Raw genomic sequence first — 23,430 nt, 5'->3', positions numbered from 1 at the left:
TGTCATATGCTAATACTAGCAGTGCTACTCGAACTGAGCTCTGAGTATTAGTATAAATTTAGATAAACCGCCTGATTATAGGGAGTTAAAGGGGTAGTTGCTAGTCGCGATTGAGCTGAATTACGTAAATGGAATAAAAGATTTCAACGCAATCGATTACAAAGAATAAGAATAAAAAAGAGCGTCTGTCAGACGCTCTTTTTTTGACCAAATGGCAAATTATTCGACCATAGTAAATAGTATTGAATCGGGTTTTGCTTTGCCGTGCCAGTACAAACGTGAGCTTACCGCTTCAGCCAGAGCTAAATAGAGCTGCGCATGTTCTGAATCCGGACGAGCAGCCACCGTCGGCACTCCACGATCAATATCTTCACGCATCTCAATATGCAGTGGAATCTGAGCAAGAAGATCGAGACCATACTCACCGGACATCTTTTCCGCGCCACCAGCACCGAAGATATGTTCTTTCTCACCACAATTGCTACAAATGTGGTAGCTCATGTTCTCAACCAGACCGACAACCGGCACTTCAACTTTGTTGAACATAGCAGCGCCCTTACGTGCATCGGCTAACGCCAGATCCTGAGGCGTAGTGACGATCACCGCTCCCGTTACTGGCACTTGCTGAGCAAGAGTCAATTGAATATCTCCTGTGCCCGGTGGCATATCGATAACCAGATAGTCCAGTTCAGGCCACTCAGTTTCATTCAGTAACTGAGCCAGCGCTTTCGCGGCCATCGGACCACGCCAAATCGCAGCTTCATCTTTTGACACCAGATAACCAATCGAGTGAGTGTAGATGCCGTGTGCCGCAATAGGCTGCATCCATTTACCATCTCTCACTTCTGGTTGAGCATCCGTTTGCCCCAGCATCAAAGGAACAGAAGGACCATAGATGTCAGCATCAAGTAAACCCACTTTTGCCCCGGACTGTGCCAGCGCTAAAGCAAGGTTAACAGATGTTGTCGACTTACCAACCCCACCCTTAGCTGAGGTCACGGCAATGACATTTTTTACCCCTTTAACCTGAGCGGCTACATGGGTTTCCAAAGCTTTCGGTGCAACTTGAATCTGGTAACTAAATGAAGCGACTTCGCCCTTTGCCTGAGCTGCAGAGATCCAGTTGTTAAGATCTTCAACTAGTCCTTTGGCTGCAAACGGGATTGCGATCTTAAAGCTGGCTGCTTCGACAGTAACAATATTGGCAGTTTCGGCCCACTGAGGGGCTAAGCTTGAATGCTCAAATTGGTTCAACCAATCGCAAAAATCTTGCTTTGAAGTAAATTGACGCATAGGTCCTCCTTATGCATCTAATCGTAACACTCCATCAGCCCAGACTGAACCATGAAAAAACTAGGGTATTCCTGTTACAGGCACCTTGGAGTCGCTGGTGGGATAAGGTAGTATTACTCTCTATTTTTCTATACACCTAAGAAGCGAATATTAAGTATGGCAAACGATCCACGCAAATTACTGGTAACTTGTGCCCTTCCGTACGCTAACGGTTCGATTCACCTAGGTCACATGCTTGAACACATTCAAGCTGACATCTGGGTTCGCTACCAACGCCTACGTGGCAACACTGTAAACTTCATCTGTGCTGACGATGCTCACGGCACGCCAATCATGCTAAAAGCTCAGCAGATGGGAATTACACCAGAAGAGATGATCGCTGCAGTAAGTGAAGAGCACCAAAAGGATTTCGCTGGCTTCGATATTAGCTTTGACAACTACCACAGCACACACTCTGAAGAGAACCGTGAGCTGGCTTCACACATCTACCTAGAGCTTAAGAAAAACGGCTTCATTTCTAGCCGTACTATTTCTCAGCTATTTGATCCTGAGAAAGAGATGTTCCTTCCGGACCGTTTCGTTAAAGGTACTTGTCCTAAGTGTAAGTCTGAAGATCAATACGGTGACAACTGTGATAGCTGTGGTGAGACATACAGCCCTACTGAACTGATTGACCCTAAATCAGCAGTATCTGGTGCAACGCCTGTAATGAAAGACTCTGAGCACTTCTTCTTCGATCTGCCTCAGTTTGAAAGCATGCTACAAGAGTGGACTCGCTCTGGTTCTCTACAAGCTGAAACAGCGAATAAGATGCAAGAGTGGTTCGAATCTGGTCTTCAACAGTGGGATATCTCGCGTGACGCGCCTTACTTCGGCTTTGAGATCCCAGGTGAGAAAGACAAGTTCTTCTACGTATGGCTAGACGCACCTGTTGGCTACATGGCTTCATTTAAGAACCTATGTAACAAAACTGAAGGCCTAGACTTCGATGAGTACTGGAAGAAAGACAGCACAACTGAGCTTTACCACTTCATCGGTAAAGACATTGTGTACTTCCACTCACTATTCTGGCCTGCAATGCTAGAAGGCTCTGGTTTCCGTAAGCCAAACAACGTATTCGTTCACGGTTACGTTACGGTAAACGGCGCGAAGATGTCTAAGTCGAAAGGCACATTCATCAAGGCGGCAACATACCTGGATCACCTAGACCCAGAGTGTCTGCGTTACTACTACGCGGCGAAACTAAACAGCCGTATCGATGACCTGGATCTTAACCTTGAAGACTTCACTCAGCGCGTTAACGCTGACGTAGTTAACAAGATTGTTAACCTTGCTTCTCGTAACGCAGGCTTCATCACTAAACGTTTTGAAGGCAAGCTATCTGCTAACTTCGCAGAACCTGAGCTGTACAACGAATTCGTTGCAGCTGCAGGCCGTATCGCAGAGCTGTACGAAACTCGTGAATTTGGCCGTGCAATTCGTGAGATCACTGCACTTGCTGACAAAGCAAACCAATACGTTGATGAGAAAGCACCGTGGGTTGTTGCGAAAGAAGAAGGTAAAGACCAAGAGCTACAAGACATCTGTTCTGTTGGTATCAACCTATTCCGTGTTCTGATGACTTACCTGAAACCGGTAATGCCAGAGCTTGCTGCACGCACTGAAGCTTTCCTTAACGAAGAACTCACTTGGGAAGGTATTGCTGCACCACTGACTGATCACGAGATCACTAAGTTCAAAGCACTGTTTAACCGCATCGATCCTAAGAAAGTTGAAGCTATGATTGAAGCTTCTAAAGAAGATGCAGCGGCTGAAGTTGCTGCAAAAGAGAAAGCAGAAGCTGAAAAGAACAAAGCGAGCCAAACTGAGCTAGATAAGGATCCAATCGCAGAAGAGATTGAATTTGACGCTTTCGCTGCAGTGGATATGCGTATCGCACGTATCATCTCTTGTGAAGAAGTGCCGAAAGCAAACAAACTGCTTAAGTTCCAACTGGATATCGGTGGTGAAACTCGTCAGGTGTTCTCTGGTATTAAATCAGCGTACAAACCTGAGGAGCTAGAAGGCAAGCTAACAGTAATGGTCGCGAACCTTAAGCCTCGTAAGATGAAATTTGGCATGTCTGAAGGCATGATCCTGGCTGCTGGCCCTGGTGGCAGCGATCTATGGATCCTAGAGCCGCACGAAGGCGCACAGCCTGGTATGCGTGTAATGTAAGCCTTAGCGCATGTACAAAGCCCTGCTCATCGAGCAGGGCTTTTTTTGTGCCTTCATTCACACTTTCTGTGCTGTTGTGCACCATTTTGGGTAAACACCAACCACCAAGAAATCATAAATCACTGATATTAATAACAAAAAATATTGGCACCATATCTGCTCTACCACTTTATAGGTAAACATTAACAAGGAGTAGGTTATGTTTGTGCTTTTTTCACTGGTTATATCTTTTATTATTCTCGCAACCCTGTTTCATTATTCGAAGAAACGTAATTCAAGTCTTGAGCGCAAGTTTGAAATTCTCGTACTGTTACGCAAGATACTTCTACTGAGCCGTCAACACCGAGCCATCACTCACCATGCATTGACTAACCAGGATTACCAGCATTTGCAGCATACACTTGCCGATAACTATGACGATTTGATGGAGCAATCAAACAGCCTAATCTCAACAGCTCAGTTCGAAAACAAACCTATGTATCGAATTCTGCAATTAAAGCTCAAAGCTCTTCATCAGGAGTGGCAGCACAGAACCGTGGCTCGTAACCAAATCATTCATGGCAAAACCATTCGCCACTGTATGTTCTTAATGGATGAAATCGCTATCGCCTGGCTGATTGAATCTGGTCGCGAGGACATTAGCGACGAGTACCATATGAACTGGCAACAAGTGCTCGACAGTATGGAAACGCTTACTCAACTAAGAATTTCAATTCAGGACATTGACGATCCTGAAGGCATGATGCGCGTGAAGTACTACTGTGATAAGACGCGACGTAAGTTGAGTCAGCTCTCTTTAATCAGCCCGTTGTCTGTCGCTTCACCGCTCAGTTCAAAAGCCATGCACACCTTAACTGAGCTGAATGCCAACCATGAGTTTGAGATGACCAGTGATGAGCTGTATCAGTTAACGACGGATGTTTCGTTGGTCATTTCACAGGTCTATGACCAGATGCTGTCGGATATGACAGAGAGCCTCTATCTGCCTCTGCCTAAAGTCGCTTTTAGCTAGAAAAGTCATTCGGCTACTGGAAGGCGGTTGGCAAAACAGCATGGGTTACGACTAGACTTAAGCTGAATGTCGTCGAGTTGGAGCCATCATGGGTAGATTGCAAGTACTGGCTAGCGCACTACTTCTTTCTATCAGTGCACATGCAGAAGAGAAGCTGGTTAGGTTCGCTATTGGAGAATGGCCACCCTACACCAGCGCTTCTAACCGCCCTGAACAAACCGTCACTCAGCAAATTGTTGTTGAAGCTTTCGTCAGCCAGGGCTATCAAGTTAAACTCGACTACTTCCCGTGGTCTCGCGCGTACAAGCTTGCTAGTGAAGGAAAATACGACGGCTCATTCCCATGGATACAAAACTCTCAACGCGATGAACTGTTTCTCTATTCCGACGCGATTTTTACCCAAACCGTGGTATTTTTTTATCATCAGGACAGTGAGTTTTCCTGGCAACAAATCAAAGACCTCAATCAGTATGTCATTGGCGGTACTCAAGATTACCAAACCGTCTTCTTTCTTGATCAATATGGTATCGAGCAGACCATTTCAATTGATGAAGAGACCAGCTTCAGTAAGCTAATCAAGAAACGGATTGATGCCTATCCGACTGGCAGGATTCGGGGACAGTATTTAATTGACAATACACTGAGTCGAGATGAAGCTAAATTGATTCGAATCGACCCAAAGCCACTGTTCGAAGATGACATGCATATTCTCTTTCCCAAGCAAAACAACGAACGTAGCAAGATGTTAATCGATGTCTTTGCGAAAGGGTTAGAGGAGTTAATCGATAGTGGCAGGTATCAGGAGATCATGATTGATAACAATCGTATCGACTGATTCGTGACTAAAAATAAAAAGGCCCTGCGACTCAACACAAGGCCTTATTTAAATAGAATATAGTTAACTATTAAAGCATTTTACGAGCAGCTTCTACCACAACTTTGATAGAACGAGCTTCTGTCTCTTTTAGTGTTGAGTGATCTGGGATCTCTTTTTGAGTACGGTTGATGATTACACCCGCAACACAGCCAGCTTTAAGACCTGAGCTTGCACACATAGTCAGTAGCGTTGCAGATTCCATCTCGAAGTTCAGAACGCCCATGTCTTGCCACTCTTGCATAGAGCCCTGGAAACGCTTAACAACACGACCAGAGAATGTGTCGTAACGCTCCTGGCCTGGGTAGAAGGTATCACTTGATGCAGTTACACCCATGTGAACCGTTGCACCAGACTCTTCTACTGCTGCTTTCATCGCTGTAGCCACTTCAAAATCCGCTACTGCTGGGAACTCCATAGGAGCAAAGTGAAGGCTCGCACCGTCTAGACGAACAGAACCAGTTGATACGATCATGTCACCAACGTTTACATGAGGTTGGATTGCACCAGTAGTACCTACACGTAGGAAAGTGCGAACACCAAGTTGCGCTAGTTCTTCAACCGCGATTGAAGTAGAAGGACCGCCAATACCAGTTGAACATACAACAACAGGCTTGCCGTCAAGCTCTGCACGGTACAGTGTGTATTCACGGTGGCTAGCTAGGAAAACAGGGTTTTCCATTTCTTCTGCGATTTTTTGAACACGCGCTGGGTCACCAGGAATGATCGCTAATGTTGCGCCAGCTAGATCAGATTCAGTAACACCAAGGTGGAATACAGCTTGAGACATAGGGGACTCCTTATTGTGGCGAAGTTCGGTGAGATTGGTTCAACCGCTCGCTCTATAAATTCATCGGGTACAGGACATACTCTAACCAACTACCAAGAGCTTTATAGTGAGCATGATCACAACAATGATCGCAACAAAAATTAACATTGCACATAAAAACGGTTTAGATCACACTTTATCGCAATACAGATTTGCTAGTTGCATAAAAAATAGCCCTTACATCATAAATGTAAGGGCTATTTGTTCTCACCGCTATTAATCTTGCTGAGACTTAAACTTCAGCAGTCGCAGAGCATTCAGTGTCACAATCGCTGTTGCACCACTGTCGGCCAATACCGCAACCCACAAGCCAGTAATCCCCAATAGGCTAGTGACAAGGAAGATACCTTTTAAGCCTAGTGCCAGTGCGATGTTCTGGCGGATATTATTCAGCGTGGCACGAGAGAGTTCAATCATACCTGCTAACTCAGTCAGACGGTTATGGGTCAAAGCCGCATCCGCGGTTTCCAGAGCAACATCCGTTCCTCCCCCCATTGCGATGCCGATACTCGATGCTTTCATCGCTGGTGCATCGTTGATGCCATCGCCAACCATAGCAACGTTACCTTTGCCAGACAGTTGTTCGACATAGTTAACCTTGTCCTGAGGAAGCAGGCTCGCTTTATAGTCGATACCAATCATTGAGCTAATCGCTAATGCACTGCGCGGGTTATCGCCCGTTAACATGATTGAGTGAATACCTAACTTTTGCAGCGCTTTTACCGCTTGTGCAGAATCGTCTCGTAATGTGTCCTGCCATGCAATCAGACCAATCACACTTTGTTGTGACTCGATTGCAACAACAACGGTCTTACCCTGCCCTTCTAAGCGTTCAATCTCAGCACTCCACTTGTCGGTTAAATCAAGCGTTACTTTACTTGGTGCTGTTACCTGATATTCCACGCCAGCAACCACGCCGCGGACACCACTACCGACCAGAGCCTGCTTATCCATAGCTTCCTCAATCGTCAGCCCCATTGTTTTAGCTTTATTGACCAGTGACACTGCCAGTGGATGACTTGAACCAACTTCAATAGCTGCGATCTTTTCTACTAGTGTCGTTTCGCTCCAATCACCAAAAGCGATGACGTCAGTGACTTCAGGTTTACCTTTAGTCAGAGTACCTGTCTTATCGAAAGCGATGGTTTCCACTTTGCCAAGCTGCTCTAATGCCGCACCACCCTTAATCAGGGCGCCACGCTTGGCCGCCGCCGCTAAACCTGAAGTGATTGCAGCTGGCGTTGAGATAACCAGAGCACAAGGACAAGCGATAAGAAGTAGCGCCAGACCACGATATACCCATGTTTCCCAAGGCTGGGCAAACAACAGCGGAGGCGTGATGATGACCAGTAAAGAAACCAGCATCATTAGTGGCGTATACCAACGGCTGAATTTATCTAAAAAGCGTTCGAGTGGCGCCTTGCGTGATTCCGCCTCTTCGATCAAATGGAGAATACGATCGATGGCGTTTTCACCCTGTTTAGAAGTGATCGTTAGCCAGACCACCTTGTCTACGACAACGGCCCCTGCCATTACCGATTCATCTTTGTAGCGTTCGACAGGGACAGATTCACCCGTTAAGGCACTCTCATCAAAGCTGGCAACCTGTGCGATTAGTTTTCCGTCAGCAGGTAGGCGAGCACCAGGAGAAACTTCAATTACATCACCCGGCTGAAGCTCGCTGGCAGAAACTTCAACTCGTTGTCCATCAACGATTTTAGTGGCATTTTCAGGAACCAGTTCCATTAGCGCCTGCACACCACTACGTGCTCTCGAGGCAGCAAAGGCTTCAAGTCGTTCACCGATCAAGAACAGCAATAATACCATCGCGGCTTCGACAGTTTCGCCCAGATATAGTGCACCCAGTGCAGCAACACTCATTAGGGTTTCAATGGCGAAAGGTGTACCAGAGCGAGCTAAAGAGATCGCCTTCTTACCAATAGGATAGAGACCTGCTAAACAGGTGAAGATAAACATCCACTCACTGACCAGTGGAAGTGCCGGTTTAATCGCAGCCGCTACAGCCATTGCTGAGGCGATAGCAATAATTTGTCCATTTTGGATGATGACTGATTTCCAGCCTTGCGCTGATTTTTTCTCTTCACGGCTAGACGGGCTGGTAAAAGTAAATCCGGTATCAATAACCGCCTGCTCCACCAACTGAAAGACATCCTGGTTATCCGCTTTTATGATCAGTTTTTCAGTTGCGAATAAAACCTTAGCCTCTGCGACACCACTAACTCGGTTAACCGCCGTTTCTACTTTTCGTGCGCAGGATGGACAATCCATCCCTTCGATTTTCCAACTTTGAGTAAAACGAGAGCTAAGACTGGGCTCACCCTCATCATCAGCCGGATCCGCCCCACTACTACAACTATCTGAGCTGCAACAGCCTGCTTCCGCAGTGGCGACATCCGCCATTTTAATCGAAGAAATTTTAGGGCTCGCACAAGAGCCTGATTGAGAAGGGTTTACTGCCATTTTCTCTGATTGGCATGCTTTATGTTTAGTGCACATATGTTTATCTCCATTCACTGTACACTCAAAGTGTAAACCTTAGAGTTAGCTCCAAGGTCAAACTTTTTCTGCATTTTGTTCGGAAATTTCCGTCGTTGCTGCCACATCATCAATCAGCACCGCATCATGGCTACAGAATGGCTGACTGTTAACGCTAGTGATAGACGGGTCCGATGCCGAATGCTCCAGGCATGCAGAACGCATCAAGTCAGAGATATGTTTGCGCAATACCACAATGGCTATCAATCCAAACACCACGGTACCTAGTGCCTGGCCGTAAAGCACACCTAACGCCCCAAACCATGTTGCTCCGAGATGAACAAAAGGCAAGGTACCTAAGGTTGCTTTACCTAAGTTAAGTGCGGTCGAGTAAAGAGGCTTACCGAGATTATTGAACGAGGTATTAGCGACAAACTGAGCACCGTTGAAAATGAAACTGATCGCCACATAAGTACAGAACGCTGTAACCACCAGAGCGGCGTCACCATCGAGGCTAAACAGGCTAATAATGGTACCTTGAGCAAAATAGAGGATAATGCACACTGCCAGAGTATAGACAGTCGTGACAATTAACGAGTTGTTGAGTGTCTCTTTAACCCGGTCCATTCGTTCTGCGCCATAGTTCTGGCCGATAATTGGCCCAACCGCGCCAGACAAAGCAAATATCACCGCAAAACAAACTGGAGTCAGGCGGCCAATGACGGCAAACCCAGCCACGTAATTCTCGCCAAACTGAGCGATAGCTGACGTGACAATCGCATTACCAATCGGTGTCGCAATATTGGTGATGATGGCAGGAATAGCAATCGCAACAATGATTTTAAGATTTGCCATCCACACTGAATAGTCAATACCTGCCACCAGCTTGTGCACGCGAATAAGCGGGTAGATAGAGAAGAACAGAACCGTAAATCGGGCAAACACCGATGCCAACGCTGCCCCTTCCACATTCCAGCCAAAACCAAAGATAAAAATAGGGTCTAAAACTGCGTTAACCAAACCACCAGACAGCGTTGCCCACATCGAACGCTTAGCATCGCCTGCTGCTCTTAAGCCTGCACCCGCTGCCATCGCAACCGCGATAACTGGTCCGCTAGGTAAAATAATGCGCAAATAAGCTTCGGCCCGCTCTGCTGCCACACCTTGAGCTCCTATAGCCTGCAGCAGTTCAGGGATATATAAAAACATCACCGCAGCCACAATGACGCTAATCGTCACTGCCGTCAGCATAATACTGGTACTCAACTCCCGCGCATGCTGGCGTTTCCCCGCACCGATGGCTTTAGACACTAATGCGCCCATCGCAATTGAAGTACCAATCGAAATAGAGGTTGAGAAGAAAACTAATGTACCAGCAAAGCCGACTGCTGCGGCCAGCTCAACCTGACCAAGCATACTGATGAACAGCATATCGATCAGGTCAACAACAAACAGTGCCATCAAACCCACTGAGCCTGCCCCGGACATCACCAGAATGTGACGCATGGTTGACCCCTGAACGAACTTCGCGCTTTGATCGGACATAAAGACCTCTATTGGCGGTAGATAGGCAATAAATAATAAGAGGTGCACAAGGCACCTCTTATTATTCTCTTGATCAATATGTTATACCGGATGTTTAAAGCAATCTTCAATATTTTTTCCGATCGCTCTGAGTACATCGCGTCGGGTAATGATGCCGACCAGTTTGCCTCCATCGATTACCGGATATACTTTTGGACGACCCACCTTCATCATCTCTGCCAACTCGATAATGGATGTCTCTGAGGTCACTGAGATAACTTCAGGGTGCATACAATCAGACACGATATGACTGTCCTGACAGTAGTAGCTGACCTTGATTAGCTTATCGAGTAAATCTTGTCCCGATAGGAAGCCAATCACCTCTTTTTGTTCGTTGATGACCGGACCGCCGAGGTAGCGTGAATTCATTACCTTATCCAGAGCCGCGCTTAATGACATTTCTGGGGTAAACGTTACCGCTTGCAGGGTCATATAGTCTTTTACTTTTAATGATTCCATCTGTGTCTCCTTGCGTGCAAGCTTTGCTGTATATTGTAATTGTTGTCTAATTTCTTGATTTTACTAAATTGAAATCAACAATTTTTGCAATAGGCTCAAACTATTAACCTCTCGCCTCCTACTTACAATGCCTCTGCGCGTCTCGACTCGCTAACCATCCACTGAACAGAGAGACACCAAAAGGCACACAATAAGTCAGTACAATTTTGAGCCAGTCTATGTTCTGCTGGCCGAGAAAAATCGCGTCATACTGATTAATAACGTTGAGCAAACTCCCTACTACGATAGCAATGATAGCTGCCCTTTTTATTGCTTTTTGCCTCATGAATATCCCTTAGCACGATCCGAAATTGAGATTAACTGTCTAAACTAACAATAGCAGCATGACAATCTGGGGAGGCATATTCGGTGAATTCAATATTTTCGGCGCAGCTCGCCAATAACCCAGATTTGATGCATGTTGTTTTCGAGTCCCTGCCAGAACCGACTTACCTAATCGACAAAAGTGGGACTTACATAGAAGCGTGGGGTGGAACAGATACCAAACGCCACCATGACCCCTCTTCACTGGTCGGGTTAAATCAGTATCAGGTGCTACCTGGTGATAAGGCGATCTGGTTTAGTCAGGTGATTGTTGATGTGATTGAAAGCCAGACGCCTAGCGAGCTCGAATATAGCCTCAACCCGAAAGATCTTAGCTGTTTTGAAGGTTTGGAAGGGCCAAAGGAACTGCAGTTTTTCAGTGCACTGGTGATCCCTCTGCCCAACACTGAACTGGTACTTTGGACAGTACGTAACATCACAGAGTATAAGCAAGCGCTCGAAAAACTCGCGGATCAACAACAGGAGTTAGAAAAGCTCACTTACCTTGACCACCTGACCCAGGTTTACAATCGTTACGCACTTGATTCCCTGCTGCCGAAAGCGATTGAACTAGCGAAACTCAAACTTGTTGGCTCCGCAATTTTAATGATAGATATCGACTGTTTTAAACAATATAACGACAGTTATGGTCATATTAAAGGCGATGAAACTCTGGTGACGCTGGGCAAAATTATTCAGTGCTGGTCACATCACAATGAGCTGTGTTTTCGATACGGTGGTGACGAGTTTCTGATTTATATGCCCGATGTGACTGAGCAAGAGTGCTTAAATCGAACGACTCAATTACAGACTCTCATCCGCAACGCAGCGATTCCACACAAATCCTCATCAGTTGATCAGTTTGTGTCGGTTACCATAGGTATCCAGCACTACCCTTTGGTCCCTGACGACCTTAACGCAGATAACTTTATCTCGATTGCCGACAAAGCTCTGTTCTTCGCCAAAAGTCGTCAAAGAGGCTCTATTCATCTGTGCGATAAGTAATAAAAAAGCTCCCGTTTGGGAGCTTCGACTAACGCTATTTTTGCTTCCAGCGTTCAGCTGCTTTCGCATCTGAGTCTCGTGAATCAACCCAGCGAGTCGCTTCACTTGTGCGTTCTTTCTTCCAGAACGGCGCTTTAGTTTTGAGATAGTCCATCACAAACTCACACGCCTCAAACGCTGCACCACGGTGTGCACTAGATACGCCAACAAATACGATTTGGTCACCGATATCCAGATCACCAACACGATGGATGACGCGAATCTTAAGTAGTGGCCAGCGCTGTTCCGCTTCGTCACAGATCTCACCGAGCGCTTTTTCAGTCATACCCGGATAGTGCTCCAGCGACAAACCAGTGACATTATCACCAAGGTTCATATCACGCACTTTACCAACGAAAGTAACCACGGCTCCTGCAGACGTACCTTCAGCTAGCAGATCATATTCAGCGTTTAATGAGAAATCTTCAAACTGTACAGAAACTCGACTGTCCATGATTACCCCCCTGTCACCGGCGGGAAGAAGGCAACTTCGTCACCTGATTGAATAGGATGTTCAAGTGGCACGATCGACTGGTTTACTGCAGCCAGTAACTTACCTGGTTCAAGAGCAAGATCCCATTTACCTTCTTGCTGAGCTAAATGCTCACGAATCGCCTCAACAGTCGAGAACTCACCTTCTAATTCAAGCTCATCCATTCCAACCAGTTCACGGGTTTGGGCGAAAAACAGTACTTTAATCATTAATCCACCTTAAAGTGACCTGACTTGCCACCTGTTTTTTCGAGTAAACGAACCTGACCAATCACCATATCTTTCTGTACGGCTTTACACATGTCGTAAATGGTTAGCGCCGCAACTGAAGCCGCGGTCAATGCTTCCATCTCAACACCAGTCTTGCCCGCAAGCTTACAGACAGACTCGATGCGAACCATGTTTTCAGCTTCAATCGCTTCAAGCTGAACTTCAACTTTCGACAGCAACAGCGGGTGACAGAGTGGGATAAGATCCCAGGTTTTCTTCGCCGCTTGTATTCCAGCGATACGCGCAGTGGCAAAAACATCACCTTTATGATGCTGACCTGAAACGATCAGCTCAAGGGTCTCTGGTGCCATATGGACAAAAGCTTCAGCTCTAGCTTCACGAACCGTGTCAGCCTTAGCGGATACATCCACCATGTTTGCTTCGCCAGAAGCGTTAATATGAGTCAATTCGCTCATGATACGCTCCAGTAATTAAACAGACAGATGCGGCATGAAGTTACAAGGACGGTGACTCGCATCCAGCTGCTGCTTGATGATCTTAGTCCAGCCAGTACGACATGCACCTGTAGAACCAGGCATAGCAAAGATAACCGTGTGGTTGGCAAAGCCTGCGATCGCACGAGACTGAATAGTAGAAGTACCGATCTCTTCGTATGAAACCATACGGAATAGTTCACCGAAACCTTCTACTTCTTTATCAAATAGTGGCTTTAGAGCTTCAGGAGTGCTGTCACGCGATGTAAATCCAGTACCGCCAGTAATCATGATCGCTTGTACGTTCTCATCTGCAATCCACTGAGATACGATTGCGCGGATCTTGTACATATCATCGATTACAATTTGCTTATCAACAACGTTGTGACCGGCTTCTTTAGCGTTCTCAACTAAGTAGCCACCTGAAGTATCGTTTTCTTCAGTACGAGTATCAGAAACGGTTAGAACTGCGATGTTTGCTGGTTGGAATTTGCTTTCTGCGTGACCCATTTGTTCACCTATTTATGTCAAAGTAATGTTCGCACTCAAACTGTCACTGAAGTGCGTAATTTGTTTGTTGAAGTGTATTAGCCGCCGATTGAAGCCAAGTGCGGTGTCATACCTGAATTTCCATCATGAAGGAAATGGCTGACCGACTTAGTTTGCAGCTGTGCTTGAATTCGTTCGATTAACGCGTTCTCCTGCGAGTCTTGTTGCAGCAGGTCGCGTAGTTCGACACCGTGATCGCCAAAGAGACACAAGTGTAGCTTGCCCGTTGCAGAGACACGCAGACGGTTGCAGCTTTCACAGAAGTCTTTCTCATACGGCATGATCAGGCCGATTTCGCCTTTATAATCGGGATGGACAAAAACCTGTGCAGGTCCATCATTGTTGTCACGTACTTTGAGTAGCCAACCGTTAGCAATCAGTTGGTTACGAATCGCGACACCTGATACGTGATGGCGTTGGAACAGTTCATCCATTTCACCAGTTTGCATCAGTTCGATAAAGCGCAATTGAATTGGTCGATCTTTAATCCAGTTTAGAAAGGCAGGTAACTCGTGAGCATTCAGGTCTTTCATCAACACAACATTTACTTTGACCTGCTCGTAGCCCACTTCAAATGCACGGTCGATACCCGCCATGACTTGAGTAAACTTGTTCTCACCAGTGATTTGGTGGAACATGCGTGGGTCTAAACTGTCAACACTGACGTTGATATGTGTCAGTCCAGCTTGTTTCCAGTCTGCTACCTGTTTCTCCATGCGATAGCCATTGGTCGTAGTCGCGACCTTATGAATACCGTCTGTTTCAGCAACAGTATGGATAATGTCGGTAAAATCTTTACGTAAGCTTGGTTCGCCGCCAGTGATACGTACTTTAGACGTGCCACAATCAGCAAACGCACGTACAACACGCTTGATTTCAGGCAGAGCTAAAAAGGACGAGTTTTTTTGCCCCGAAGGTTTATAACCATCAGGCAAACAGTATGTGCATTTAAAGTTACAGACATCTGTAACAGAGAGACGCAAGTAATAAAACTTGCGATGAAATCTATCTTCGAATTGTTGCGCCACGGAACACCTTTCCAAACACGGGAGGCATAATCATTTCCAACTATGCCCTTGTGACAACATGTCACTGGCTCAAAACGCTTATTCAAATTGAACTTAGCTTTGAGAGCTCGGAGTTATGGCAACTACCTATTGCTCGGTAGTAGCTTTACATTAAAATACTTAATAATTGTGTGTGATTCTACCCTCTAGGCAAAAAAATCATGCCTAGCGCCCAAAATACCTAATATTGAGTATTTGATGTTAATGCAATAATCTAAATTGTAGTTGGTTATGAATAAAATAGAAGCTCAGCATGACAGTTTACGCTAGCAAGAAAGTCGTCGCAGTTGGTGGAGGCCATGGTCTTGGCCGTATGCTGGCGGCTCTAAAAGACTTCGGTGATAACGCCACTGGTATTGTCGCTACCACTGATAATGGCGGTTCAACAGGCCGCATTCGCAACTGTCAGGGCGGTATTGCCTGGGGAGATACACGTAACTGTATTAACCAGTTAATCACCGACCCTTCGATCAGTTCAATGATGTTCGAGTATCGTTTTAAAGGTGCCGGAGAGTTAGATGGTCATAACCTCGGAAATCTGATGTTAACGGCACTGGATAACCTTTCGGTTCGACCATTGGATGCCACTAACCTCATCCGTAATATGCTCAAGGTCAATGTGAATATTATTCCTATGTCAGAGCATCCTTCTGATCTGAAGGCGTTAGCGCCCAATGGACTGTGGGTAACAGGTGAAACCAGCGTCGATGAAATGCCAGACAAGCTGTTGAGGCTCGATCTGGAACCGGAAGTTCCGGCAACGAAAGAAGGGGTTCTCGCCCTAGAACAAGCCGACGCTATTATCCTTGGTCCAGGCAGCTTTCTGACCAGTATTATGCCCCCGCTACTGTTACCTGAAATAGGCAGGGCCATCGCCAACAACCGTACGGCAAAACTGGTGTTTGTAGAGAACTTATCTGCCGAACACGGACCAGCAGGTAAAATGACGCTTAAAGAGAAACTGGAATGGTGTGAGCGTTCGTGTCAGGGGCGACGCATTGATGTCGTTCTTGGCGAAGAGCCTCATCCAGAGCTGGAAGAGTGGAACTGTGTCACGACGCCACTTGCATCACCAAATCGTGATTGGCGCCATGACCGTAGTAAGCTACAACAGGCTATTGAATACTTACTGAGTGAGTAACTGTTTATATCTCTGCTCGGTCTCATCGAGCAGAGATAGCATCTGTCCCTTGCAACCTGCTAACTCTGACATAGCGCCTGTTTTAGCCATCGCATCAACTTCAATCGAGTAATGGCATAATGCCTCAGCACCAAAACTAGCAGCGCTGCTCTTAAGCGCATGGCTGATTTCTTTGAGGTAATCTTGCAGTTCTTCTCCCTCTAGTTGGGAGAGTCTCTCAATATACATCGCAAGTTCATTCAAAAATATCTCAAGTAAAACAGGCACGTTTTCCTGACCAATTTCACCGGCGAGTCGTTCGATCTTAATTTGATTTAAAATATCCACTACTGTACTTCCTTCGCATTCCACGCCTGCAATTTTCGATAAATAGTTGATGGACTGACATCTAGGTAACCCGCCGCTTTGGGAATGTTGCCATCACACGCTTTTATCGCTTGTTCAATCGCATTTTTCTCCGTCAGCCACAGAGGGAAGATATCTTGTACCGAAACAGCTTCACTTGGTACCAACGGGATGCGAATCTCATTAGTCGCAGGCTTATTGAGTGGAGGAGGTAACATATCGAGCAGAATTTCTCTGCCATTATTGAGTACCACTACGTTACGCAGCACATTCTGCAACTGACGCACATTACCCGGCCACTCATAGCGAGCAAAACGTTCAACCACATCTGGTGCCAAACGCACAAAATCTTTACCCTCTTCCTTAGACATAAAGCCTAGCAGGGAATAAGCAATTTCGATGATGTCATCACCACGCTCTCTCAAAGGCGGCAAATGCAGAGGAATGACATACAAGCGGTAGTATAAGTCTTCTCGGAAGCGGCCTTCCTCAACTTCTTTCCAGGGATCACGGTTGGTCGCACAGACAAAACGTACATCAACGCTTTTCATCTTAGATGACCCGACCTTCTGGAAAGTACCAGTCTGAATAAATCGCAGCAATTTTGTTTGCAAGTCCAGATCCATTTCACACAGTTCATCAAGAAATAGCGTACCGCCGTCAGCCAGTTCAGCCGCCCCTTGTCGATCTGTCGCGGCACCTGTAAAGGCTCCTTTGACGTGACCAAACAGTTCACTCTCAATCAGATCTTTAGGGATAGCAGCACAGTTAATTGCGATAAATGGTTTATCCCCGCGTTTACTGGTCGCGTGTATTGCTTCGGCACACACCTCTTTACCTGTACCACTTTCACCTGTGATGAAAATACTCGCTTTACTCGCTGCCGCGGAGTCAATAGTTCGATAAACCGCTTGCATGGTTTGGCTACTGCCGATAAAGCCTTGATAGCCCTGACTTGCAAGACCATCTTCATCATTCTTAAGCTTATTGGCTTTACGCAGAGCGTTGTTTACCGTGACACGAAGGCGGTCAGCTTCACACGGCTTGATCAAGAAGTCCTGAGCACCATGACGCATCGCTTCCACAGCAGTATCAATAGAACCATGTGCGGTCATGAAGATGACTGGCACATCTGGGTTTTTCTCTTTAACCGCATGAAGTACATCCATACCCGTCATGTCAGGTAGGCGGAGATCGAGAAGGATCAAGTCAGGCGTACGGAAATTAAGGCTGTCGATCGCATCGCGCCCTGTGCCAACTATATTGATATCGATTTGCAGCGGTGTCAGATAAGAACGATAAAGGGCCGCAACGGATGCGGTGTCCTCTACCATAAGTAGATATTTTGATTTTTGGGTTTGAGTATTATGTTGCATAACCTAGCCAATGGTTTCATTGCATCTTGTATAATCATTGCATTGCGCTTTGCAATTTGCAATTTAAACCCCCAAAAAAGGCCGAATAGAGTGAATTAGAGCTCATTTCCCCCTTGATTTTATTGGCACGCTATATGCTATACGTATAGATGACCCTAACGGGTCACCTAGCCAACTGACGTTGTTAGTGAATTTTGTATTCACAAATTCAGCCAATAGAACTAAATGTCTATTGGCTTTTTTTATTTCCGCTCTCTTCAATTAGCTATTAGCAATAAACTTCTTGCGTAACTGGTCGATCTGGTCACGCTTTTCTGCTGCCAGTTCAAACTCAAGATCCTGAGCATGCTGATACATTTGAGCTTCAAGTTTCGCAATCTCTTTATCGAGCTGCTGAGGGGTCATCACATCGTAGCTTTGCGATGGTTCAGCGACCTTAGAGAGAGGCACTGCTTTGCTGGTACGCTGCTTCTTACTCTTAGTGATATCACCCAGTTCCATAATGTCTTTCACATTACGTTTAAGAGCCTGAGGTTCGATACCCATTTTCTCATTGTACTGCTGTTGTTTTTCACGACGACGATTGGTTTCACCCATCGCTTTTTCCATCGATTTAGTGATCCGGTCAGCATACAAAATCGCTTTACCTGACACGTTTCGCGCAGCACGACCAATTGTCTGAATCAGTGAACGTTCAGAACGGAGGAAACCTTCTTTGTCCGCATCAAGAATCGCAACCAGAGATACTTCCGGCATATCGAGACCTTCTCGCAATAAGTTGATACCAACCAGTACATCGAACTCACCAAGACGCAAGTCCCGAATGATTTCGACACGTTCTACTGTATCGATATCTGAATGCAAGTAACGGACTTTAACGTCGTGCTCAGTAAGGTATTCGGTGAGGTCCTCAGCCATACGCTTAGTTAACGTTGTCACCAGGACACGTTCATCTTTAGCCGAGCGAAGGCGAATTTCCGATAGTAAATCGTCGACCTGAGTCGCGACCGGGCGCACTTCCAATTGTGGATCCAGCAGACCCGTCGGACGCACCACCTGATCGGCCACTTCACCATCAGACTTTTCTAGTTCGTAGTTACCTGGCGTAGCCGAAACAAAAATGGTTTGTGGTGCAAGAGATTCAAACTCATCAAATTTAAGCGGACGGTTATCAAGCGCAGATGGTAATCGGAAACCAAACTCCACCAGCGTCTCTTTACGCGAGCGGTCACCTTTGTACATAGCGCCAATTTGAGGCACGGTGACGTGGGACTCATCAATAATCAACAGACCATCGTGAGGCAAGTAGTCAAACAAGGTCGGTGGCGGCTCACCCTCGTTACGACCACTGAGGTAACGGGAGTAGTTTTCAATACCTGAACAGAACCCAAGCTCGTTCATCATTTCAATATCGAACTGAGTTCGCTGGGAAATACGCTGTTCTTCGAGCAACTTATTGTTATCGAGCAGATACTTCTTACGCCCTTCCAGCTCAACCTTAATCTCCTCAATCGCATCAAGGATTCGCTCTCTTGGTGTCACATAGTGCGTTTTCGGATAGATGGTATAACGAGCCAAATCGCGCTGCTTGACCGCACCTGTTAAAGGATCAAACACACTGATACAGTCGATTTCATCGTCGAACATTTCAATCCGTACCGCATCTTGATCAGATTCGGCAGGGAAAATATCGATCACTTCACCACGCACACGGAACTGACCACGCTCAAATGCGACATCGTTGCGGCTATACTGCAACTCAGCCAGGCGACGCAGAATATCCCTTTGATCCATTACGTCACCACGACGAATATGTAACATCATCTTGAGATAGGACTCTGGGTCACCCAAACCATAAATCGCAGAGACCGAAGCAACAATGATGGCGTCTTTTCTTTCTAGCAGCGCTTTTGTTGCCGAAAGGCGCATCTGCTCGATATGCGCGTTGACCGAAGCATCTTTTTCAATAAAGGTGTCGGTAGTCGGGACATAAGCTTCTGGCTGATAGTAGTCATAGTAAGAGACGAAATATTCAACCGCATTGTTTGGAAAGAAGGATTTCATCTCACCATAAAGCTGAGCAGCCAATGTTTTATTCGGCGCCAGCAAAATTGCTGGTCGCTGAGCCGTAGCAATCACGTTCGCTAGAGTAAATGTCTTACCTGAGCCCGTTACACCCAGTAATGTTTGGTGTGCTAAGCCAGAATCCAGACCATCCAGCAACTGGCTGATAGCGGTCGGTTGATCACCAGAAGGTTGATAATCAGACACTAAATCAAATACTTTACTCATGTCGTATCTCTATCCGTGGCAGAGGGAGGTCTTCTATTGTGTCTGTATATATATACAGACTCAAGAGCCGATTAAAAAATTAATCGCTGTTTTGTTTAAACTCACACTTAACGGCTAGATCATTGCCGTCAATCCTGATATTATTCTTCGCCCTGCTAGAGAGTTCTCTCTAAAATCACCCTTAAAGCATTCACAGCTTATTCACATTTTTTCTCTTTTTTGCATTCAATCCACAGTTCCGGTTGATCATCAGATTTTGTAAAAAATAGTTGATATTTTCAGAAACTCCTTATCTGGCAAGTCATTAGATCAATCTAGAAACAACCGCACTCCTTGCAAAAATAAAGCTTTTTTGAGTTACTCAAATTTAACACACATAGTTATCCACAATTTTGGTGGATAAGTAAATATAGCCCTTATTTGATAAGGGCTACAGAAAAGTAAAGACATTTTTCTTAAATTTAATTCAGTTATTTTCCTTTCAGGCAGTTGACACCTTTACAGGTGCTCGCTAATATTCGCAGCGCAAAAAGCAATTCCCCCTTAGTTCAGTTGGTAGAACGGCGGACTGTTAATCCGTATGTCGCAGGTTCGAGTCCCGCAGGGGGAGCCAAATTTAGAAAAAGCCTCATCACACGATGAGGCTTTTTCGTATCTAATGCTCCTGCCTTGTTCCAAAGCAATGCCTCAACCGAAGCATCGGACTGTCCCAACTGGCCGCAATGCAAAAAGGGTATCAAGCATTAACTTGATACCCTTTGCTTTATCTAGATAAAGGAATTAAAGCAATGACCTATTTACCGTCAGTAAAGAAGTCGTTGTACAGCATGTATAGGTGAGCAGCACTCCATGAGAAGTTCGGTGCACCTTGTTGGGCTCCGGTTAGAGGGTTGTAGTTCTCACGAATAGGACCATCCTGCACCAGACCGTCAGCATTGCTGAAGAAAGCTGTCGCCATCTCAATAGCATCATCACGATAGCCGTAGCGATCCATTCCTTTTAAGCCGAAGTAGAACTGGTCAACCCATACACGCCCGCGCCAGTATATGTCCGGGCCAAAAGCAGGGTTAGATAGTGCAGCCGTACCTAATGGCACATGAGTATTGAACTGGTTAGTATCTTTCATCACTTTGACTACAGCATCAGCATGGGCCTGTGTTGCAGCGCCATTAAACAGCGGAGACCACCCCTCTGGCCCCATACCACGTTCAACAATCGGCTTACCTGCACAACCATTGGTCAGAGGTTTATCTTCGATACGAATATCGTAGAAGAAGCCTGTCCCTTCATCAAACATACAAGTATTGATATATTTCGCCAGGTGGTCAGCTTTGGCACGAAACTCTCTCGCTTCGCCTTGTTTACCAAGCAAATCAGCCATTTCTGCAAGATACTGGTTGTCGCTAAACATATAGCTTGCCTGATCAACAGACTCTTGCAGTAGCGAGTAACCGAGTAAAGTGCCATCTTTGGCTCGGTTTTGAGCGAACTCTACGTCCCAATCACTTCGCTTGCCACCTTTAGCAACGTAAGCATCAAGCTGATCTTTATCGATGAAACCAAACACCGCCGCATCATCACGCCCCGATTCCCAAGAAGCTGCTGTCTGAGCAGGACTTTCAATGTAGTCGTAGTTGCCCTCTTCCATGACTTGCGCTAACGCTTTTTTACCAACGACGGTTTCATGCTTATCACCGCGTACCACAGTAAAGTACATTTCCCCCTCAGGCGTGTTGTGAGCTTTATCGACTGCCGCACCATATTCCGGGACACCATTACCGTTGTTATCGCGGTTACGTAACCACCAATTATGGTAAGCCACCAGCTTCGGATACATCTCTTCAATCCATGCTTTATCACCGGTAGTTTTATACACTTCCATTACAGCCCACGCTGCAAGACTTGGCTTCGTATTACGCTCATTCCAGTTACCACCATCACCACCGCGTTCCGGGCTTAAGTTATAAGCAAGAAGATCTGGCACGTAACCTTCGTCCCAAGGGCGCACAGCATCATTAGCTTGGATCTGATAAGCAAACATTGCGCGAATATTGTCTTTGGCGACATCTGGATTGAAGTGTGCCATTGCATAAGCTTGTTTCCACGTATCCCAAGGCCAGGTCTGGTTGCCAGAGAACCAGCGCGCCGTTACGGAAGGAGTGACGGAGTCAAACTTCATCGCGCCAGCGACGCCACGCCAGTTGCCATTGAGTGTCTCCATCGCTTTTACAGCAACACGCTCTTGTTCGGGAGTTGCATGCGGGTTAGTCAGACCTTTGTTCAGGTAACTTTCCCAACGCTGCTCTGATGCCTCTAAATATGATTGCGGATTGGTGAGGATATCCGTGATTTTGCCCTGCTCTGCCTTGTTCTCTTGCTCAGTCAGGACATGCGTATAAGTGGTGTAGAGTGTCGTTGAACCTTCAACCTTGGCTTTGGATACAAAATGGTGACCGTCAATCTTAGTATCAGTCTTAATCGACTTATTGATCTGGTACTCAGATTCTCCCGATGTTAGCAGATCCCACGTCGAACGCACTTTACCAAAGCTTACTGTTAGTCCGTTATTCGTTGCCTTAAGAACACGGTCGAAGTCAGGTTATTGCTCATCAATGGTTTTATCCGATTGAGGCTCACCTTCTTTCGCATGATATTTCTCAAGCAACTCACCATCCCAAACCAGTTCTAGCGGACCATTTGAATTGATCTTAGTTTCGAGTAGTGAGGTACGATTGGTGACAAAGCGTAGAGTCATTTCAACACTAACGTCAGCTGAGGTTAGTTTCTGCACTAACGCCCCTGGAAGGCTGTAAGCTTCCATTGAAAAATCAACCTTATAACCCTCTTTGAACACACTTAAACGATCAAAATTGTTAGCCATGAAGTTGATGTATTCTTCGGTTAAAAGTGCGGTGCCAGGGAAGCCTCCCATACCTTCTGTAGAGTCTGGCAGTAAATGACCATGCCAGGCACCGTTATCAAACAATGGGTTAAAACGTTGGTGGTCATCAAAATCATAGTCACGCATGTATTCCGGAGAGCCAGTACGGTCAATCACATTTTTGAACTGCTCAGCGTGCAACGGAACCTGAGTAGAAGCGGCAACACCATGGCCGGAGAATGTAACAACAGAGCCAACGGCTAAAGCGATAAAAGTTTTACGTAAAGTCATGAGCTAAATCCTTGGTTTACCAGAAGCGGAAAACATCTTAGCTCCGAATTACCAATTGAATTATGCCATGTGAGTAAAAATGAGATCTTTGTTTAGTAAATTTTTACTAGTCATTTTCTCT

At 46.0% G+C, this 23,430-nt stretch carries 19 protein-coding genes, 1 tRNA gene, 1 pseudogene and 1 riboswitch; of the genes and pseudogenes, 6 read left to right on the top strand and 15 right to left on the bottom strand.

Features of this window, described 5'->3' with window-relative positions; genetic code table 11:
• Positions 1 to 219 precede the first annotated feature (219 nt).
• Positions 220 to 1,293, bottom strand: coding sequence for an iron-sulfur cluster carrier protein ApbC (apbC, locus tag RH46_RS10415; protein WP_006879399.1), 1,074 nt, complete (start codon positions 1,291 to 1,293; stop codon positions 220 to 222).
• Between the two features lie 156 nt (positions 1,294 to 1,449).
• On the opposite strand from apbC, the gene metG reads away from it, so the two are divergent.
• From metG to RH46_RS10400, 3 genes are all read left to right on the top strand, one after another.
• The gene (gene metG, locus RH46_RS10410) at positions 1,450 to 3,510 is read left to right on the top strand and encodes a methionine--tRNA ligase (protein ID WP_006879398.1); all 2,061 of its coding nucleotides are present in this window, start codon (positions 1,450 to 1,452) and stop codon (positions 3,508 to 3,510) included.
• Positions 3,511 to 3,709: 199 nt separating this feature from the next.
• Positions 3,710 to 4,522 carry a hypothetical protein gene (locus tag RH46_RS10405; protein WP_006879397.1) on the top strand — a complete coding sequence of 271 codons (813 nt, stop codon included), beginning with the start codon at positions 3,710 to 3,712 and terminating at the stop codon, positions 4,520 to 4,522.
• Positions 4,523 to 4,610: 88 nt separating this feature from the next.
• On the top strand, positions 4,611 to 5,357 hold the full coding sequence (locus tag RH46_RS10400; RefSeq protein WP_006879396.1) for a substrate-binding periplasmic protein: 747 nt from the start codon (positions 4,611 to 4,613) through the stop codon (positions 5,355 to 5,357).
• Positions 5,358 to 5,427: 70 nt separating this feature from the next.
• On the opposite strand, the gene udp is transcribed toward RH46_RS10400, so the two are convergent.
• From udp to nrtS, 5 genes are all read right to left on the bottom strand, one after another.
• The gene (gene udp / locus RH46_RS10395; RefSeq protein WP_004748435.1) at positions 5,428 to 6,186 is read right to left on the bottom strand and encodes a uridine phosphorylase; all 759 of its coding nucleotides are present in this window, start codon (positions 6,184 to 6,186) and stop codon (positions 5,428 to 5,430) included.
• A 255-nt stretch (positions 6,187 to 6,441) separates the two neighbouring features.
• Positions 6,442 to 8,742 carry a zinc/cadmium/mercury/lead-transporting ATPase gene (locus RH46_RS10390; protein WP_006879394.1) on the bottom strand — a complete coding sequence of 767 codons (2,301 nt, stop codon included), beginning with the start codon at positions 8,740 to 8,742 and terminating at the stop codon, positions 6,442 to 6,444.
• A 57-nt stretch (positions 8,743 to 8,799) separates the two neighbouring features.
• Complete coding sequence (locus tag RH46_RS10385) at positions 8,800 to 10,266, bottom strand: MATE family efflux transporter (protein WP_006879393.1); 1,467 nt, start codon at positions 10,264 to 10,266, stop codon at positions 8,800 to 8,802.
• A gap of 81 nt (positions 10,267 to 10,347) precedes the next feature.
• On the bottom strand, positions 10,348 to 10,764 hold the full coding sequence (locus tag RH46_RS10380) for a CBS domain-containing protein (protein WP_006879392.1): 417 nt from the start codon (positions 10,762 to 10,764) through the stop codon (positions 10,348 to 10,350).
• A gap of 118 nt (positions 10,765 to 10,882) precedes the next feature.
• Entirely contained in the window at positions 10,883 to 11,089 is a 207-nt protein-coding gene (gene nrtS / locus RH46_RS10375; protein WP_006879391.1) for a nitrate/nitrite transporter NrtS, read from the bottom strand.
• Between the two features lie 83 nt (positions 11,090 to 11,172).
• On the opposite strand from nrtS, the gene RH46_RS10370 reads away from it, so the two are divergent.
• The gene (locus RH46_RS10370) at positions 11,173 to 12,132 is read left to right on the top strand and encodes a sensor domain-containing diguanylate cyclase (protein ID WP_006879390.1); all 960 of its coding nucleotides are present in this window, start codon (positions 11,173 to 11,175) and stop codon (positions 12,130 to 12,132) included.
• A gap of 34 nt (positions 12,133 to 12,166) precedes the next feature.
• On the opposite strand, the gene moaE is transcribed toward RH46_RS10370, so the two are convergent.
• The 5 genes from moaE to moaA form a co-directional block, all read right to left on the bottom strand.
• Positions 12,167 to 12,625, bottom strand: a complete 459-nt coding sequence (moaE, locus tag RH46_RS10365) for a molybdopterin synthase catalytic subunit MoaE (RefSeq protein ID WP_006879389.1) — start codon at positions 12,623 to 12,625, stop codon at positions 12,167 to 12,169.
• Positions 12,626 to 12,627: 2 nt separating this feature from the next.
• Positions 12,628 to 12,873, bottom strand: coding sequence for a molybdopterin synthase sulfur carrier subunit (gene moaD / locus RH46_RS10360; protein WP_006879388.1), 246 nt, complete (start codon positions 12,871 to 12,873; stop codon positions 12,628 to 12,630).
• Positions 12,873 to 13,349 (bottom strand): cyclic pyranopterin monophosphate synthase MoaC, encoded by a 477-nt coding sequence (gene moaC, locus RH46_RS10355; RefSeq protein WP_006879387.1) that lies wholly within the window; start codon positions 13,347 to 13,349, stop codon positions 12,873 to 12,875. Before moaC ends, moaD begins: the two co-directional genes overlap by 1 nt.
• A 15-nt stretch (positions 13,350 to 13,364) precedes the next feature.
• Positions 13,365 to 13,877: a molybdenum cofactor biosynthesis protein B gene (moaB, locus tag RH46_RS10350; RefSeq protein WP_006879386.1), complete on the bottom strand. Its 513-nt coding sequence runs from the start codon at positions 13,875 to 13,877 to the stop codon at positions 13,365 to 13,367.
• Positions 13,878 to 13,954: 77 nt separating this feature from the next.
• Entirely contained in the window at positions 13,955 to 14,944 is a 990-nt protein-coding gene (gene moaA, locus RH46_RS10345) for a GTP 3',8-cyclase MoaA (RefSeq protein ID WP_006879385.1), read from the bottom strand.
• Positions 14,933 to 15,069: riboswitch (molybdenum cofactor riboswitch) on the bottom strand. It overlaps the preceding gene by 12 nt.
• Before the next feature lie 167 nt (positions 15,070 to 15,236).
• On the opposite strand from moaA, the gene yvcK reads away from it, so the two are divergent.
• Positions 15,237 to 16,124 carry a uridine diphosphate-N-acetylglucosamine-binding protein YvcK gene (gene yvcK, locus RH46_RS10340; protein ID WP_006879384.1) on the top strand — a complete coding sequence of 296 codons (888 nt, stop codon included), beginning with the start codon at positions 15,237 to 15,239 and terminating at the stop codon, positions 16,122 to 16,124.
• Here yvcK and luxU read toward each other — a convergent pair.
• From luxU to uvrB, 3 genes are all read right to left on the bottom strand, one after another.
• A complete protein-coding gene (luxU, locus tag RH46_RS10335) occupies positions 16,110 to 16,451 on the bottom strand; it encodes a quorum-sensing phosphorelay protein LuxU (protein WP_006879383.1) in 342 nt (113 codons plus the stop codon). The two genes, yvcK and luxU, sit on opposite strands and share 15 nt — an antisense overlap.
• Complete coding sequence (luxO, locus tag RH46_RS10330) at positions 16,451 to 17,845, bottom strand: quorum-sensing sigma-54 dependent transcriptional regulator LuxO (protein ID WP_006879382.1); 1,395 nt, start codon at positions 17,843 to 17,845, stop codon at positions 16,451 to 16,453. Before luxO ends, luxU begins: the two co-directional genes overlap by 1 nt.
• A gap of 261 nt (positions 17,846 to 18,106) precedes the next feature.
• Positions 18,107 to 20,137 (bottom strand): excinuclease ABC subunit UvrB, encoded by a 2,031-nt coding sequence (gene uvrB / locus RH46_RS10325; RefSeq protein ID WP_006879381.1) that lies wholly within the window; start codon positions 20,135 to 20,137, stop codon positions 18,107 to 18,109.
• A 537-nt stretch (positions 20,138 to 20,674) separates the two neighbouring features.
• Here uvrB and RH46_RS10320 point away from each other — a divergent pair.
• A tRNA-Asn gene (locus RH46_RS10320) sits at positions 20,675 to 20,750 on the top strand.
• A 180-nt stretch (positions 20,751 to 20,930) separates the two neighbouring features.
• Here RH46_RS10320 and ygjK read toward each other — a convergent pair.
• A pseudogene (gene ygjK / locus RH46_RS10315) lies at positions 20,931 to 23,309 on the bottom strand (alpha-glucosidase).
• Positions 23,310 to 23,430 lie beyond the last annotated feature (121 nt).

The sequence above is a fragment of the Vibrio brasiliensis LMG 20546 genome (assembly GCF_000189255.1).
GTDB lineage: Bacteria > Pseudomonadota > Gammaproteobacteria > Enterobacterales > Vibrionaceae > Vibrio > Vibrio brasiliensis.
Note: the sequence above shows the minus strand (reverse complement) of the source record. Positions and strands in the feature narration are given on the sequence as shown.

Bases quoted from the DNA above. Each gene is read 5' to 3' on its own strand.
- udp (WP_004748435.1), bottom strand. From the start codon at position 6,186: ATGTCTCAAGCTGTATTCCACCTTGGTGTTACTGAATCTGATCTAGCT.
- moaC (WP_006879387.1), bottom strand. From the start codon at position 13,349: ATGAGCGAATTGACTCATATTAACGCTTCTGGCGAAGCAAACATGGTG.
- luxO (WP_006879382.1), bottom strand. From the start codon at position 17,845: ATGCAACATAATACTCAAACCCAAAAATCAAAATATCTACTTATGGTA.
- moaD (WP_006879388.1), bottom strand. From the start codon at position 12,873: ATGATTAAAGTACTGTTTTTCGCCCAAACCCGTGAACTGGTTGGAATG.
- RH46_RS10405 (WP_006879397.1), top strand. From the start codon at position 3,710: ATGTTTGTGCTTTTTTCACTGGTTATATCTTTTATTATTCTCGCAACC.
- moaB (WP_006879386.1), bottom strand. From the start codon at position 13,877: ATGGGTCACGCAGAAAGCAAATTCCAACCAGCAAACATCGCAGTTCTA.
- yvcK (WP_006879384.1), top strand. From the start codon at position 15,237: ATGACAGTTTACGCTAGCAAGAAAGTCGTCGCAGTTGGTGGAGGCCAT.
- RH46_RS10390 (WP_006879394.1), bottom strand. From the start codon at position 8,742: ATGTGCACTAAACATAAAGCATGCCAATCAGAGAAAATGGCAGTAAAC.
- RH46_RS10400 (WP_006879396.1), top strand. From the start codon at position 4,611: ATGGGTAGATTGCAAGTACTGGCTAGCGCACTACTTCTTTCTATCAGT.
- apbC (WP_006879399.1), bottom strand. From the start codon at position 1,293: ATGCGTCAATTTACTTCAAAGCAAGATTTTTGCGATTGGTTGAACCAA.
- uvrB (WP_006879381.1), bottom strand. From the start codon at position 20,137: ATGAGTAAAGTATTTGATTTAGTGTCTGATTATCAACCTTCTGGTGAT.
- nrtS (WP_006879391.1), bottom strand. From the start codon at position 11,089: ATGAGGCAAAAAGCAATAAAAAGGGCAGCTATCATTGCTATCGTAGTA.
- moaE (WP_006879389.1), bottom strand. From the start codon at position 12,625: ATGGACAGTCGAGTTTCTGTACAGTTTGAAGATTTCTCATTAAACGCT.
- RH46_RS10380 (WP_006879392.1), bottom strand. From the start codon at position 10,764: ATGGAATCATTAAAAGTAAAAGACTATATGACCCTGCAAGCGGTAACG.
- RH46_RS10385 (WP_006879393.1), bottom strand. From the start codon at position 10,266: ATGTCCGATCAAAGCGCGAAGTTCGTTCAGGGGTCAACCATGCGTCAC.
- metG (WP_006879398.1), top strand. From the start codon at position 1,450: ATGGCAAACGATCCACGCAAATTACTGGTAACTTGTGCCCTTCCGTAC.